11 protein-coding genes are annotated in these 14983 nt (G+C 55.5%); 4 read left to right on the forward strand and 7 right to left on the reverse strand.

The features are described from left to right. Nucleotides 1-1120: 1120 nt before the first annotated feature. The 7 genes from ACRBB0_RS08820 to ACRBB0_RS08850 all read right to left on the reverse strand — a co-directional run bounded on the left by ACRBB0_RS08820 (nt 1121) and on the right by ACRBB0_RS08850 (nt 7135). A complete protein-coding gene (locus ACRBB0_RS08820; RefSeq protein ID WP_431374058.1) occupies nt 1121-1459 on the reverse strand; it encodes a RidA family protein in 339 nt (112 codons plus the stop codon). A 9-nt stretch (nt 1460-1468) separates the two neighbouring features. Further along, nucleotides 1469-2863: an NAD(P)/FAD-dependent oxidoreductase gene (locus ACRBB0_RS08825; RefSeq protein ID WP_431374059.1), complete on the reverse strand. Its 1395-nt coding sequence runs from the start codon at nt 2861-2863 to the stop codon at nt 1469-1471. After that, nucleotides 2860-3159 carry a (2Fe-2S)-binding protein gene (locus ACRBB0_RS08830; protein ID WP_431374060.1) on the reverse strand — a complete coding sequence of 100 codons (300 nt, stop codon included), beginning with the start codon at nt 3157-3159 and terminating at the stop codon, nt 2860-2862. Before ACRBB0_RS08830 ends, ACRBB0_RS08825 begins: the two co-directional genes overlap by 4 nt. After that, nucleotides 3134-4234 (reverse strand): NAD(P)/FAD-dependent oxidoreductase, encoded by a 1101-nt coding sequence (locus tag ACRBB0_RS08835; RefSeq protein ID WP_431374061.1) that lies wholly within the window; start codon nt 4232-4234, stop codon nt 3134-3136. The genes ACRBB0_RS08830 and ACRBB0_RS08835 overlap by 26 nt, the downstream gene beginning before the upstream one ends. Nucleotides 4235-4298: 64 nt before the next feature. Then, nucleotides 4299-5297 (reverse strand): TRAP transporter substrate-binding protein DctP, encoded by a 999-nt coding sequence (dctP, locus tag ACRBB0_RS08840; protein ID WP_431374062.1) that lies wholly within the window; start codon nt 5295-5297, stop codon nt 4299-4301. A 60-nt stretch (nt 5298-5357) separates the two neighbouring features. Then, entirely contained in the window at nt 5358-6668 is a 1311-nt protein-coding gene (locus ACRBB0_RS08845) for a TRAP transporter large permease (RefSeq protein ID WP_431374063.1), read from the reverse strand. Continuing rightward, nucleotides 6665-7135 (reverse strand): TRAP transporter small permease, encoded by a 471-nt coding sequence (locus ACRBB0_RS08850; RefSeq protein WP_431374064.1) that lies wholly within the window; start codon nt 7133-7135, stop codon nt 6665-6667. Before ACRBB0_RS08850 ends, ACRBB0_RS08845 begins: the two co-directional genes overlap by 4 nt. Before the next feature lie 109 nt (nt 7136-7244). Here ACRBB0_RS08850 and ACRBB0_RS08855 point away from each other — a divergent pair, with 109 nt between their 5' ends. The 4 genes from ACRBB0_RS08855 to ACRBB0_RS08870 all read left to right on the forward strand — a co-directional run. Then, nucleotides 7245-8177 carry a LysR family transcriptional regulator gene (locus ACRBB0_RS08855; RefSeq protein ID WP_431374065.1) on the forward strand — a complete coding sequence of 311 codons (933 nt, stop codon included), beginning with the start codon at nt 7245-7247 and terminating at the stop codon, nt 8175-8177. A gap of 535 nt (nt 8178-8712) precedes the next feature. Continuing rightward, a complete protein-coding gene (locus ACRBB0_RS08860) occupies nt 8713-9144 on the forward strand; it encodes a DUF6010 family protein (protein WP_431374066.1) in 432 nt (143 codons plus the stop codon). 1957 nt (nt 9145-11101) lie between these two features. Beyond that, nucleotides 11102-12295: a hypothetical protein gene (locus ACRBB0_RS08865; protein ID WP_431374067.1), complete on the forward strand. Its 1194-nt coding sequence runs from the start codon at nt 11102-11104 to the stop codon at nt 12293-12295. Between the two features lie 29 nt (nt 12296-12324). Further along, nucleotides 12325-14983: hypothetical protein (locus tag ACRBB0_RS08870; protein WP_431374068.1), on the forward strand; the 2659-nt coding region annotated here is incomplete at its 3' end.

The following is a 14983-nucleotide window of genomic DNA, read 5'->3' on the forward strand; positions in this document are numbered from 1 at the left end:
GTATATTTTTAATAAAAACGGAATTTTCTCGACAAAAGTATATTTTATCGAAATTATTGAGAAAACGCCCTCAACATCCAAACCACCCCTTACTCTAGAGTTGCTAACGCCCTTGCGGACCATGCTCGGGTTCGTGGTCAGAGCCCCCACTGACGCCCAGATAACCAGCCGAGCTGCAACGTGATGCAGTGCGCATCGCGATCAGCGGAGCTTTCACGCCGCCACTGGTTTCATCGGATTTGAATGTTGAGTTTGCGGCCCTGACCCTTTGGCCCATCCGCATCACGATCTGAGCACTGGGCTACACGTCGATGTTGAGACGGCAAACACGCATCGGCGCAAATTCACCGCACCGCTTCGCACAAAACGCTGGCGGTTGATCTAAAGAAGACAGAGCGAGTGGGCGCAAAGACAGTGAGCAGATGCCCCGCAAAGGTTCCATAGGGCCAAGCCCGGTAGGCGATAGCCGCGAGTTTATTGGAAGTGCTTTGCGGAACTGGCTGAAAGAGCGGTGATCTTGGGCCATTGCACTCCTATCCGGGTGCCCCCAATAGGAGAAAGCACATACCAAACGTGTCACCGCAACGTTGCAACGCAAGATGTTAATTGCCAAATGCGACCGCTCAGCCCAGCCCCACTAGACCAACCCGCAAGAACGAGATGAAACAATACGTTCAAAGCTCATCTCACGTTGATAAAACGCGGGTAACCTTACGGGACCTCATCGCTGATCCTTGCCCCCACAGACAGCCCTGCTCAGGCTCGTCACCGCCAAGTCGTCACCTGCCAATCGCAATAACACGCTTAGACCGGATGCTTCGGAAGCCCCCAAGATAGGAGCCTTTACCACTCGGGGTCGCTCGGCTGCCGTCAATGCGCAGGTGTCCCGAACCATCAGGACACGCGTTGTAACGACAGGCTTTGCGCGTCGCTTGACTGATGTATTTAACGATCTGCTCACCAGCACATCGCTCATCTGACTCATCTCCCAAACGTCAGTCGGTACGATGAGACGGGAACACGCTCTGACCAAAACGCCTTTGGCCCATAGGGGCCAGCGTCACTCTATCAACGACCGAACTGACGCGAAGGTCGTTGATTGGTTGGTCAGTGGGGCCGCTTAGTAGGCGGCGGTTACGATGATTTCGACCTTCAGCTCTGCCCGAGCAAGCTTGGCCTCGCCGCAAGCGCGGGCGGGCGCGTGGCCTTCGGGAACCCACGCATCCCAGACGGCGTTCATCTCGGCAAAATCCGCCATATCTGCAAGCCAGATGACGACCTGCAGCATCTGCTCGCGCGACGACCCAGCCTTTTGCAACAGCGCATCTACGCGTGACAGACAATCGCGGGTTTGATCCGCCACGCTGGCCCCATCGCCGACCTGACCACACAGATAGGCGGTGCCGTTGTGTTTGACGATTTTGCTCATACGCGGGCCGGTTTCGATACGTTCAATCATGTGTTTTTCCTATTGCGCCATGTCAGGCGTGGTGATGTCCATCTCTGCTAACTCACCCAGAGTGACGGGTTTCAAGGGTGGTCGAATACGGTAGTAACCCGTTTCATCGGGTGTTTGTCCTGTTGCATCGGCCAATAGCGCCGTAACACTGAGCCCGCAATAGCGCCCCTGACAAGGCCCCATACCAACGCGGCCAAAGGCCTTGGTTTGATTGGGCCCCACGCATCCCGATTTCGAATAGCCACGAATGTCGCCCGCCGTAACCTCTTCGCAGCGACACACGACCGTGGCGTCATCGGGCAACAAGGCCTGCGCATAGGGAGGATACGCGGCATCGAGAAACGGCCGCGCTGCAAGTTCTTGTGCAAGCTGCGCGCGCGGGGTGGCCGCACGGCGATCACGGTCCTCGCGCGGCAAGCGCGCGGCCTCAAACGCCATCTGAAGCGCGGCAAGCCTTCCGGCACACTCCGCCGCTTTTGCCCCGGCAATCCCGGCCCCATCGCCTGCGATGAAGACGCCGGTTTTGTCACTTTGGCCCCAGCAATCAAGTTGGGGGACAAAGCAACGCTGCGCGGCGTCCCATCTGTGCGCGACATCGAGCGACCGCGCGGCCTGTGTGTTGGGGACAACGCCGTGGTGCATAAAGACCGTATCACAGGCGATGCGGTGGGCGCGGCCCTTGCTGGTGAAGGTCACGGCCTCGGCCTTGTCCGCCCCCTCAACCGCAATGTTCGTCGCGCCGGTATGGCGCGGCACCTTCGCGCGAGTGAGCATGGCCAGCATCTTCAGGCCTTTGGCCAGATAGCGCCAGCCGCGCAGCGCGCCCCCGATGTGCCGCGCCGCGCCGATGAGATCGCCGCGCGTCTGCGTCTCGATCATGGCTTTGGGCGGCGTTCCTGCCCGTACCATCTGTGCTGCGATCAGATACAAAAGCGGACCCGAGCCAACCAGCACAGCGTCGCGCGCAAGCACACCTGATTGCTTTAGCAGGATTTGCCCAGCCCCGGCGGTCATCACCCCCGGCAATGTCCAGCCGGGCAAGGGCATCGGGCGTTCAAGGGCACCGGTCGCCAGCAAAATGCGGTCTGCGGTGATCTGCGCACCGCGCCCCGCCCGCGTATAAGAGATGCGGAACTGATCTTCGATCGCCCAGACAACCGCGCCGGCGATATGCACAATCGCGCCATCCCGCAGGCCAGCCGTCAGAGTGGCCCCATGGGTATAATCCACGCCCAGAATATCGCCGCGCAGGGGGGCGACACGATCCACATCGCGGTAAATCTGCCCGCCTGCACGGGGTTGTTCGTCAAGCACGGCAACGCTGAGGCCCAGTTCTGCGGCCTGAGCCGCAGCAGCCATGCCAGCGGGGCCAGCCCCGATGACAACAAGGTCGGAATGGGTCATGGCCATGCCTCGTCGCGGCGGGGGCGCGTGATCTCAAGCCCCTCTGTGACCTCAATCATACAAGCCTGCCGTGTGATGCCATCGACTTCGATCAGGCAGTCAAAACAGGCGCCCATCATACAGAACGGCGCACGCGGTTGGCCCGAAACAGGCGTATGGCGCAACACGTTGACACCGGCGGCGAGCAAGGCTGCGGCAAGATTCGCGCCTTTGGGCAAGCTGAGCGTTGTGCCCTCCCATGTCACGTCGACGCACGGCGCGTTCTCAAGTTCAAGAAACGGCGAAACGGGTTTCACTGAACACCTCCAGATCTGGCGCTACATCGGTGTCTTCCAACCAATCTGGAAGAAGGCGCGCGTGTGCGGCGGCAAGGGTGATGCCACTGTGACAGGTGACAAGATAGGCCCCCGGCATGTCGGCGCTTTGTTGATAGATTGGCAGCCCATCGGGCGAGAGCACGCGCAACGCGCCCCAGCTTCGCAAGAGCTGGGCACGGGCCAGCGCGGGATAGGCGGCAATTGCTTGGGCGGCAAGGCCAGAAAGCCCCGATTGTGTCACGCGATCATCAAGGCCCACCTCTTCATTCGTTGCCCCGATCTGGATGCCGCCTTCATCCACCTGACGGGCAATCAGCGATGGGCGATTGATCAATTTCGGCAGTTTCTCGGTGATCAGGACCTGACCGCGTTGCGGGCGCACCTGAGCTTTAAACCCCATCTTCGGGCCAAGCTGCGCCGCGCCAAGCCCGGCCGACAAAACAACTTTGCCTGCGTTTACAATCGTTCCGTCGGCGCAAGTTATCCGAAAACCGTCTGGCTTTTCCACTTCTGTCACGGTCTTACCCACCAGAACATGACCGTCCATTCGGCGCACGTCCGCAGCCAGCGCGCTCAGCAATTTCAACGGGTTTGCATGGCCGTCCTGATGATGCAGGATCGCACCGATAACCTTTGGGCCAATGTGCGGCTCTTCTTTGCGCAATGCGTTATGGCCAAGCACGTCGTAGGGATAATTTCCGCCGAGCTGTGCCTTGAGTTTTTCGTATTTCGCGAGCGTGGCGTCCAACGTTTCCTCTGAGAAGTGAAAATCGTAGCCGCCTTTTTGCTCGAGCGGGATAGGCCTGCCGGTGTTGTCTGCGACCTCACTTGCAAAATCAGCCCAGATCGCGGCGGAGTGTTGGGACCAACTGGCATAGCGCGGTTGGGTCATGCCCTTGGACTGGACCCAGACCAGCCCGAAATTCCCCCGGCTGGCACGGAAAGATCCGTCGTCCCCATCCAAAACCGTCACCCTGCGCCCGCGCCGGAGCAAACCCCAGGCGACGGAGAGGCCGACAATGCCGCCGCCAATAATGGCGTAATCGGTTTCCATGTGTTCCGTTCCGGTCTTGAATGCTGGCGTCAGGGCGACCGTAGCCGCCCTGACCAAATTTAGCTTAGTTTCCTGCGGCGGCAACTTTATCCAGGATCGCCTGGCCCCATTCAACACCAACATCCTCTAGAACCTGAGGCCAGACATCGGCGCGCACCTTGGTTGCCATACCTTCCAGATCGTCGGGGCTCAGTTTGGCAACTGTCGCGCCCAGTTCGTCAACAAGACGCTGCTCATTCTTGCCCTGATCGCTTTCGGCAACGCTCCACCGGGTGGCTTCAAACGCAGCGGCCTGTTCGCGCAAAGCAGCTTGATCCTCATCGGACAGCTCTGCAAGGCTCTCGTTGGAAATGATCATGTACCAGACTTCAAAATGGGTGTTGGCGGGGATGTAGGTTTTGGTCACGTCGCGGAACGAAGCATAATAGCCCTCCGCCCCTGACCCGATCACACCGTCAACAACGCCTGTCTGCACGGCGGTGAAAGCCTCCGAGAAAGGGATCGGCGCGGGGATGTAGCCCAGAGCTTCGCCTGTCAACTGAAAGCTTTTGATGCCCGGAACGCGGACTTTGATGCCGTTCGGAGCGACTGCCCCAGCTTTGTCATTCGCGACGTTCAGCGCGATGCCGCCAAAATAGACCGGGTAAGCCGCCAGCATGGTGATGTCCTGCTCGGCATAGAGCCCGGCCATCACGTCGCGGACAACGCCGCCGGGGCCATAGACAGCGCGGGCCTGATCCCAGTTTCCTGCCAGATAGGGGAACGAGCTGATCTGCATACGGCGATCCGCTGCGGCTGCGGCGGGCTGGGTCGCCATGTCGATTGCGCCCACGCTGATGCGTTCCTGAACGGTTGTGTAATCGCCAAGCGCCGAGGCCGGGAACAGGTTGATCTTTACGTCTCCGTCGGTGGCCTCTTGGACCGCTGCGGAAAAGGCGCGCAACTCGACGTCAATGGTCGCTTCCTGCGGGCGGACATGGCTCATCTTCAGGTCTTGGGCCTGTGCGTAGCTGCCAAGTGCCATCAGAGCGGCGGTGGCCGTGGTTAGGAATGCATGTTTCATGGTTGGGTCTCTCCTTGTTGGTGGGTTTGATTTTGGCTGGGTGGGATTGGTCAGGTCGGTTCAGGGCGCGACGTCGTATCCGAAGAAACGCGGCAGAAAGAGCGACAGGTCCGGCCAAAGCGAGGTCAGAAAGACCACGGGAACATAGCCAAACAAGATCAGCTTCATCGCAGGCGGGATCACCTTTGTGACCTTCACGTTGCCGATCCGTGCGCCCAGATACAGGATGGACGCATAGGGCGGGGTCACACCGCCCATGGCCGTGTTCACGCCCATGATCGCGGCAAATTGCACGGGGCTGACGCCGATTGCGTTCATCAGTGGCAACAGCAGCGGCGCAATCAGGATGATCGCGGTCACGTCGTTCACCACCATGCCGACCAGAAACAGCATGATGTTGATCATGATCAGCAGCAGCACCTTGTTTTCGGTGATCGAGAAGATGCCCTGCACCAATTGTTGCGGGATGCTTTCGTAGACGAACATCTGGCTGAGGATCATGGAGAACAGGATCATCATCATGATCGCGCCCACAGCGGTCGCGGCCTCTTTGCTGGCCGACAGGAAATTGCGCCACCTCAGGCCCTTGTAGATCAAAAAGCCCACCGGGACGGCGTAGATCACGGCCACGGCGGCGGCCTCGGTCGGGGTCATGACACCGCCATAGATGCCGCCAAGGATGATCACGGGCATCAGCAAGGCCGGGAAGGCATGAAACCCGCGGCGTGCCACTTCGCCGGACAGCTCGGAAAAGGAGGGCTTGTCGTCGAGAACCAGCGGGAATTTGCGCGCCATGACCAGGTTGATCACGGAAAACGCTGTCATGATCAGAAGGCCGGGGCCGAGCGTGGCCAGAAAGCAGGCAAGGATCGACGTGTCGGTGACCCAGCCATAGACGATCATCGTGACCGACGGGGGGATCAGCAAGCCAAGGATCGACGAATTGGCGATCAGGGCGGTGGCGTATTCTCGCGGATAGCCGCGTTTTTCCATTTCCGGGATCAACAGCGGGCCAATGGCGGCAATGCCGGTCAGACCAGAGCCCGAGATGGCTCCGATCACCGCACAGGACACCGCCGCCACCACGCCAAGCCCGCCGCGCACATGGCCGATAAAGGCGTTCACAAAGCGCAGCAGGGATGCGGCAATGCCGCTTTCTGACATCACGGTCCCGGCCAGAACAAAGAGCGGAATGGCCAGCAGAACCGGGTTGCCCAACTGCTGGACACCCCAGAGCATCATGCCTTTCATGGTCACATCGCCCATGAAATACATCACCATCAGCGCCGAGCCGAAACAGTAGGGCAACGGCACGCCAAGGGTCAGCGTGATCACCAAAAGGGCGATGGCAAGGAGCGCGATTTCGATCATGCGATTTCTCCGGTCCGCAGGTCGCGGATATGGCGCAGCAGATGGGCTGCGGTGTAGATCATCATCAGCGTCAGCCCGACGACCAGCGCGACATCGGAGTAGAATGTCGGGATATAAAGCGTTGGACTTTCGCGCCAGACACGCCAGGCGTATTGCGTGTAGTTCCACGCCCAGGACAGCAGCCACAGGCCGACGATCAGGCTGATGATCTCGCCGATGATGGCCAGAATGGTGTGGCCACGGTCCGTCTTGATGAAAATCTCAAGCACATTAGCGCGGATATGGGTGTTTTCGCGCGAGGCGTTGACCGATCCGAGAATGTAGAGCCACACCGTCGGATAGGCCATCGTCTCTTCCAGCCCCATCACGGGCACCTGCAGCACATAGCGCGTGATGACCTGAACGAACTGCCCCAAAGCCACCGAGATGATCAGCGCAGTCAGCACGTATTTGGTAAATGTATCCATATGTCCCCCAAACCCACAGCTTTGGTGCGCGGTTTCACTAAGCAAAAGGCACAGTTGGCATTAAGACAAATTCATTATATCTCTGATTCCATAAATTGGATTTATGACAATGCATCTGACACTCCGGCAACTCGCGACATTTCGCGAAGTCATGCGCTCTGGTTCCATCAGCCAGGCCGCCCGTTCTGTGGGCCGCACACAGCCCGCCGTCTCAACGATGATCCAGACACTCGAAGATCAGCTTGGGTTTACCCTGTTCCTGCGCTCACACGGCAAGCTGACCCCCACCCCGGAAGCCCAGTTTTTCCTTGAGGAATGCGATGATATTCTTGAGCGCGTCAAACGCACCGAGCGCACGGTTGAGCGGATCAGCACGCTGCAATCGGGCACGCTGAAGATCGCCTGTAACCCGGCGGCCTCAAGTGTGTTTCTTCCCCGACTGCTGACCGGTTTTCTCAAGGCTCGGGACGGTCTTGATGCGTCGCTCATCATGCGGTCCTCGGACGTAATCGAAGACCTGATCGCATCACAACAATTCGACCTTGGGTTCGCCGATACGCCCCAGCCGCGCAAATCGATCAGGCAAACGGACTATGACCTTGAATGCGTGTGCATTCTTTCCAGGGACGATCCTCTGAGCACCGCTGATGTCGTCACGCCGATGGATCTTGATGGCCGCCCACTGGCTGTTCTGTTCGACGAACACAGGACTGCCACACAAACAAAAGCCGCCTTTGTCGAAGCGGGATGCCATTTCAACAAACGGCTCGAACTGCGCACGTTTCTTCCCGGCCTTCAATTCGTCGCAGCGGGCATTTGCGTGATGGTCTGTGACATGGTCACAGCCTACAGCCATATCTTGCAAACTCCCGAACGAGAGGGACTGGCAATCCGGCGTTTCAGACCGCGCATATCCGGCGGGATCTCAATTTTGACGCCGGGCTACGCCACGCAATCCATGGTCAGCCGAGCCTTTATTACCGAGCTTCAAGTTGCCATCAAACAGATGCAGATCGAGATTTACGACACTTTGGAACGATAGCATAAGGGCTATGGTAAGTCCCTGTTCAGGCCGCAAAAAGCACAAGATTTGGATACTGCGTTATGACGCCAAATGATATCTGTGATGCTTAGCGCACCCCAATTCGCCAACAGGAATGCAGCCAGCAACCTTGCAGAATCCTTACAGCTGGTGCGGGGATATGCGGCGCAAGATATGGTGCCTATCCTGTTTGTCCGCATTGGCGTTCGTCGCGGTGATGAGTGTGAATTTACCCTTTTGCGTCGATGCTCCCCCTGCCCGCTCTCGCGCCTCAAACTATCACAACGCGCATAGTTTTCGCCAACTTTCCCCTTTGCACCAAACACCTCATGTCGCATTTAGCCTTGGCACCGGACGTCTGGCTCGGAGACACATACAACTCGGCTATTGGAATCTGGAACCACAGTTTCTCTGGTCGAAAGCCGTCCGAGCGGGACAAAGCCCGCTTTGGTTGGAACGGGGCAAATGACATCACTAAAGTCACACCGTCAACACACGATCAGGGGCACTTTCACCTATAGACTGGTAGGTGAAAATGGACGATACGGGCCACATGGAAATTGACAAACATATCTTTGCACGGATTCCTTTAACATCCGGCTTTCTTCTTGGTGTTTTGCCGCTTCCTCTACATCTCGTTTTGCCCTTGAGGCTTTCGTATGAGCTCGCGGCGATAACACTGGTTCTTATCGCCGGTGTCTATATCGGTTACGCGTTCAAAGATGGGCGCACAAAAACAATAGTCGTGGAATTCACGACTGCCCTGGCATTTGCGGCTGCCGCTTGGATTGGACTAAACGGCTATCCGTTTGTCATTGCCGCAGCTCTTGCAGCGCATGGCTTGTGGGACCTGTTGCACCATAATCTGATTGAGACAGAAATTCCGCGCTGGTACATCTCATTTTGCGTTATCTGTGATTGGATCATGGCAGTTGGCCTTTTACTGATTTGGGGCGTTCTGGCCTAGGGTCAAGGCTCATTGTTTCATAACGCTCAACATGGAAAAATGCACGTTATCAGCGGCTTGATTTTCGCAGATAAAGCTGGTTGCCTAAGCAAGAAAGTCGAGCCGCTGAGATCATGTTTTTCTCCATGCCCTTTGTGTTCATCGGAATTTTCCAAGACTGCGTTATATGCCTTTGAAATAGAGCGCTGTTCCTGCGGAAATCTGCCTGATCTAGAATAAAGCATGGTGAACTCAGAGATATGAATTAATCGGGCCTGCCCCTATGCCCGTCGCCTTGAAAAAAATGACTATGATAGAATGCGTATCCGCAAGAAAATTGGTAGGCATTACTTAGAAATCAACATCAACAGCCTTTGCGTTTTCGATAATTTAGGCGACGCACGAAGACGATATGTTGCCATTGTCCACCAAATTAACCCCGCGGAATTCCATCTGGCACTTGTCAAAAAAACTGGCGAAATCAATCAGCAGTTCGCTCAGCGAAGCCGAAGAAGCAGTGTGTTACTGCGAGACCGTCGGCGATTTTCTTTACATTCCATGGACATGTCGCGACACCGAACAATCGTAGTCAGAAGGCCACCGCGTAACGCTGTGCAAGGTTTTCGCCATGGGCGTGCTGGCATAGCGGCACCGGTCGGCAGCGGTTGGTAGCGGTCAGCACCAAAGCAAACGGATCACGTGATGGTGATCACACCACCTGCGGATGTTCAGCGAGGACAGGCGGCTTCAAGGTTATGACTCAAAGCAAAATGCGGGCAGTCTGCTTTTATGCGTTCAAAAACCTTCAATCACAATAATTTTGAACGGTTTTCGTTGCGTCCTGAAGGCGCAACAAAATGTGGGGATGGAGGCCTTCAAAACAACCGGTTCCAAGGAATTTCTGACTTTTCTATATCCAATAAATACTTACAACTCTCCACAGATCAACGAGATGTTCCCAACACAAAATATCGAACGAGTGTACCTTTAACTGGCTTACCACTTGACGATAGAAATCGTATTGGTCAAAATCGTAAATGGTAAGGAGCTTCAATTTTGACGAGAAAACGCCACCTCATATCCTCAGTCATATTTATTACTATAATTTCAATACTGTCATTTGCCATGGGGAGTTCCATTTCCGGATCTGCGTTTATTGGGGCAACATTTTTCTTGGCTGCGCTTCCTGGTTGGGTTGCTGCGTTTGCGTTTAAGACGCCTCCCTTACATACGATTTTCATGTTCATTATGTGGTTCACAGCGCTTGTATTTTTTCCGTATTTTACAGGAAATTTCACCTACACTGCGGGGCCCAACGTGATTTATAGAGATGGTCAACCTGACCCCTTGTTTGCCCTTACAATAATTGGGGTGCTGACTTTTGCGGTAGCTGCCTCAGTTTTCGTGTCATTCTTTTGGGGTAGAAAATGAAGATTAAAATGTGTGCTCAACAGGATAGGAAGGCTACAATGCTGCCTTTAAGCGCCTGCTTGGACACCGCAAGATTTATCGCTCTCTTTGAGCAGCCAAGACAATTCGCTCTGGGATCGACCTCTTCCGCTCCATCAAGAAACCACAAGTCGCTCGCTGGTTGCCTGGAGTTCCGAGGGAATTTGCCTTCGTCGATGCTGTGATAACCAGCGGCAATTGAGTTGATGATCCAAGGCCGCTCTCAAATCAAGCGGATTGATGCAACGGTGTCAGGCAAAGCGCTGTGGTCCTCGGTGCCGCTTGGAGATGCTAGCGCGCGCTCCTTGCGATACAGCAAAAGCAGGTACTGAATAAGGTAAGAGCGAAATCTTCTTAATTGCATTTAAGACGCAGAAAAAAGTTGACTGAGCTCAAAGTCGGCATGCATGCTGAGAGCATTGTATCGGTGGTTCGAGTTTCAGTTCTTTTATGAAAACATCACATCCATATAGGTAAATTTGGCTTGAATATCAGGTTAAGCAAAAAAAGTATTAGAATCCCGACCATCTTGACAGCTTCTCTTCTCGCATTCGGAACGACCGCTGAGGCCTGCCAAGGAAGTGCCAATGCCTTGGCGCTGTCGGGCCTGTGCAAGGAAGATGCAACCCAAAAACTTGGGGCGCCCAGCGAGTTGTTTACCAAGGGGCTTGCGGTTTATGGCTGTCGTCCAGACGTAGCCGAGACGAAGTTCGGACAGGATAAGGTCCTGTTGTATTGGGCATCAAAATGCAAAGCCGAAGCCGCAGAGCTTGTGCTAAAACAAACTGGTGACGCCCAAGAGTTGTACATCGCCGGTGGTGGTATGAATTCAACCGGCAAGCCGATACGACTGGCCACACTATTGAATTCAGGCCCCGGTGCTACATCAGGTCCGTTGCTCGATTTTGTTCATAAAAACATGCGAAAATCAGGTGTTTCCGCACCAGATGCGTTCAAGTCATGTCGGGCTTTCCCAGCAACCTCTTACGCCAAAGACGCTTGGGTTGTCGATGCGCCCAAGGGGTATACAGCGGCGAATGGAGCAACACAAAGAGGCTGTGGCTCCTTTGGGTATTCGCGCAACAACCGCTCTTTCTGGCGCGTCGCGGATGGTCATTCGTGGTTTTTTCAAATCGGAAAAAACGGTTACACAGATTTTGACCCCATCACCTTGTCCATTGTCTCGGTCTCCAAACCAGCCCCAGCCCCTACTCCGGCCCCAAAAGCGCCAGCTGCACCTGTAGCAAGCAAGCCTGTCTCACAAGGTCTTGCGGTGACAGCGGCTTCTGCCCCCCCCTTTTCAGGACCAGCGAATATCGCAGGCACGCCGGGTATCAATGAACAATTCTATGACCAAGCCCGAGACTACGCTGTCTTTTCCGGCTCAGAAGGAGGCAATGCACGATACTGCGTTGCCGAACGTGATTTCAGTGGTCTGAAGCTTCGTATTGGTTTTGACGGCGGTCAATGGCAATTGGCGTTACCGGTGTCGTCTGAGCCTGACTATTACGGACAGCTGGAAATTGACGGGCGTGCCATCGGCATGTCTGGGACGGCCTCAAATAGCTGGACCATTGCCTGGATAGGGCGCCCGGAGCTTGATGCCATCAAAGCCGGGTCATTGATGATCATGGATATCGGACGTCATTCTTTTGACTTTCCGCTCAATGGATCAACGGCCGCCATCCTGAAAATTGAAGAATGCACACAACGTTTGCGTTGAGCTGAAAATTTCCAACTCTAGGAAGAACAATGACCTTTTTGACTAGAACATTCCAAGCAGGGATGCTTTTTGCATTGTCCAGTTTGGTCTTGCCGCAGGTTGCTCAAGCGCAAGCTGCCAATGATCCAAGCCTAACGTGGCATGGGAGTGCGACATCCCAACAGATCGCTGCACTCAACCAAAACTGCGTCCGGATTGATTTCGGGGAAACTGGTTGGCAGGATAATTTCCTGTGTTCCGACGTGTTTGTCGGGTTGCGATGGTTTCGAAGCGGCGTGCCCCATAATGACGAGGCAGAGTACAATTGCACCCCATGGATAGAGAACCTAAATGGGTTTGGCCCGGAGGTGGGGGCGGAACTTTGTGTGCCTAAGAACATGCCTTACTCGGTCGCCTATCACCCGGCTGGCCTCCCGAACGGATTTGATGTTTCGCAGTGCATCGTTGCCTTGGAAAGTCCCGTTGACGTTTGGAAAGACAACCTCGTCTGCCTGAAACGCGAACCGAACGCGGCCGATCCCGCGCCCGCCAAAGACATTGAGTTTACCTATTCGACCTTTGGTGAGCGTCTTGGCGAATACTGCGTTGCCCTTGCCGATAGCGAGCTTGCCGGCGAAGAGGCAAACATCCTGTGTAATAATAGGGGGGCGCTCACCTGGAGTGACAACGGCCAAATCTCAGGAATGGAATGCGCACGCTACTATGAAGAACAGGGGGGCGCGGCCTGGAACAACAACTACCTCTGCTCCGACACGAACTTCCCTTTTGAGCTGTCTTTTTTGACAAATGTGAGCGGCATACCAAAGCCACCAAATGCCAAGACAAAGTGTTTTCCCATGCGCGAGCCGGACCCGTCGCGCCTCATTTGGGACAACAACTACATCTGCGCAACGCCGAACGACAAAACCGGAGAGCAGGTGCAAAGCGCACGTGCGAAACTCGCAAAGGCAGCCGGTTTCGACGTTCCAAACGACCCGATATATCTGTGGAACGATGAGCAGATCAAACGCTTTATAGCGCTGTTTAAAACAGACGAAGAGCTGTCAAATATGGTTCTGGATGCCTCTGTCAAAGAACGTATAGCGCTCGGCGAGATCATGACAGATACACAACGCAAAGCCGTCAGCCGCGCGGCAGAAATGATTTTAACCTGGTCCGACAACGGCGTGCTGCCCGGGCAGCATTGCATCAAGATCGACGAAGAACAGTTCGGCTGGGACAACAACTTCTTATGCTCAACGCGCGACCATGGATTGCGCTGGAGCAACTATGGTCGTTTGCCCGGCATGAAATGTTTCAGCTTCAACGAGACCGTTGTCGACGGGACGGCGAGCAATCTCTGGAAGGACAATTACCTCTGTCAGCCACCAGAATCCGAATACGACTTTTTGTTCATCACCGACGGCAAGACCGCCGGTCTGGCCGATCGCTGTATCAAGATTTTTGAGGGAAATGGCAGTGTGAACGCGTCATGGAATGACAACTTCCTGTGCTATGACCGCGATCGGTTGGTCAGCTATGACGGGCAGTGGGAACTGGCCTCTCCACCATGCCCAAGCTGTGGCGGAATCGAATTCACCGTGTCTTATGGGATGGAGAAAGGCAAAGAGAAGAGCACCGAAATGACGCATGAAGCGTCGGTCAATATCAGCCAGAGCTTTGGAAGCGGACTTGTCGAAGGTGTTGGATATAAACGGGAGACTTCGATAGAAATTGGGTATTCCTTTAGCCATGCCGAAGCCATCGCTGAGAGCTTTTCACAATCTAAATCCGAAGAGTTCACCCTAAGCTGCGGTCTAGGTGCTTTGTGGCAATGGACAAGCACGGCGGATATGGATTGCTCCTTTGGGAGTGCTTGCCCTGCGCTGACAGCCAAGGCCAATCTTTTCCAATGCACGGTACCGGGGGATGAACCACTGCATGATCCAACATGGGAACCATGTGAGCCGGTTTTCATCAACAATGTTACGTCAACACCAGGGCGGATTCAAAATGGAACCGAAACTGAATTGCCCGGTGCCTGGCGTTGCCGTGTCGAAGATGAGATCCTGATTGACCAGGCCACCTATGGGCGCAACTGCGGCGCAGACCTTGGCAATGTGACTGATTTGGTCGCACGCAAATGCCGAACAAAGTCTGGAGGGGCCGACAACAACACAGGCAAATGCGAAGTGGTTGTCGATATGGACCGCTTTGGTCGCCCCGGCGGGGATCAATGTAAGCATGATTTTGAAGTCCTCTACACATGTACTGGGGACGGCGACAAAATCCGTTCACTCTACATTCCTGGTGAAGCTGGGTACGACACGCTGGCGCAACTGAACTGCCATTCAGGAACGACGGGCAAAGAGAGTGTTCAAGAGCCGACATGTCAGGCCCAGTCAGGCCCGGCTCAATGCCCGGCACCCGGCGGCAACCAAAGCCCATCGCAGACCCTTGTACCGCAAGGGGACGCGCCTTTGCCTTACCAGCAAGGACACCTGGAACCCGCCCCTTCTCCGGGGGCGGCGCTTCCCTATGATACAACAGACCTGGTGGTGCCTTCGGTGCCACCAGTTGCTTCTGGCGATGCGGACCTGCCTTACTCTGCTGTGCCTGAGCAAAACGATGACGACTACGCCGCCGACGAGCTGCCATACGCGCAGGAACCGGTCGCTGAGGGGGAGGACTATGCCGCCGATGAGCTGC

It is taken from the genome of Pelagimonas sp., from assembly GCF_050633425.1.
Taxonomy (GTDB): domain Bacteria; phylum Pseudomonadota; class Alphaproteobacteria; order Rhodobacterales; family Rhodobacteraceae; genus Pelagimonas.

Bases quoted from the DNA above. Each gene is read 5' to 3' on its own strand.
- ACRBB0_RS08835 (WP_431374061.1), bottom strand. From the start codon at position 4,234: ATGGAAACCGATTACGCCATTATTGGCGGCGGCATTGTCGGCCTCTCC.
- ACRBB0_RS08825 (WP_431374059.1), bottom strand. From the start codon at position 2,863: ATGACCCATTCCGACCTTGTTGTCATCGGGGCTGGCCCCGCTGGCATG.
- ACRBB0_RS08860 (WP_431374066.1), top strand. From the start codon at position 8,713: ATGGACGATACGGGCCACATGGAAATTGACAAACATATCTTTGCACGG.
- ACRBB0_RS08855 (WP_431374065.1), top strand. From the start codon at position 7,245: ATGCATCTGACACTCCGGCAACTCGCGACATTTCGCGAAGTCATGCGC.
- dctP (WP_431374062.1), bottom strand. From the start codon at position 5,297: ATGAAACATGCATTCCTAACCACGGCCACCGCCGCTCTGATGGCACTT.
- ACRBB0_RS08845 (WP_431374063.1), bottom strand. From the start codon at position 6,668: ATGATCGAAATCGCGCTCCTTGCCATCGCCCTTTTGGTGATCACGCTG.
- ACRBB0_RS08820 (WP_431374058.1), bottom strand. From the start codon at position 1,459: ATGATTGAACGTATCGAAACCGGCCCGCGTATGAGCAAAATCGTCAAA.
- ACRBB0_RS08850 (WP_431374064.1), bottom strand. From the start codon at position 7,135: ATGGATACATTTACCAAATACGTGCTGACTGCGCTGATCATCTCGGTG.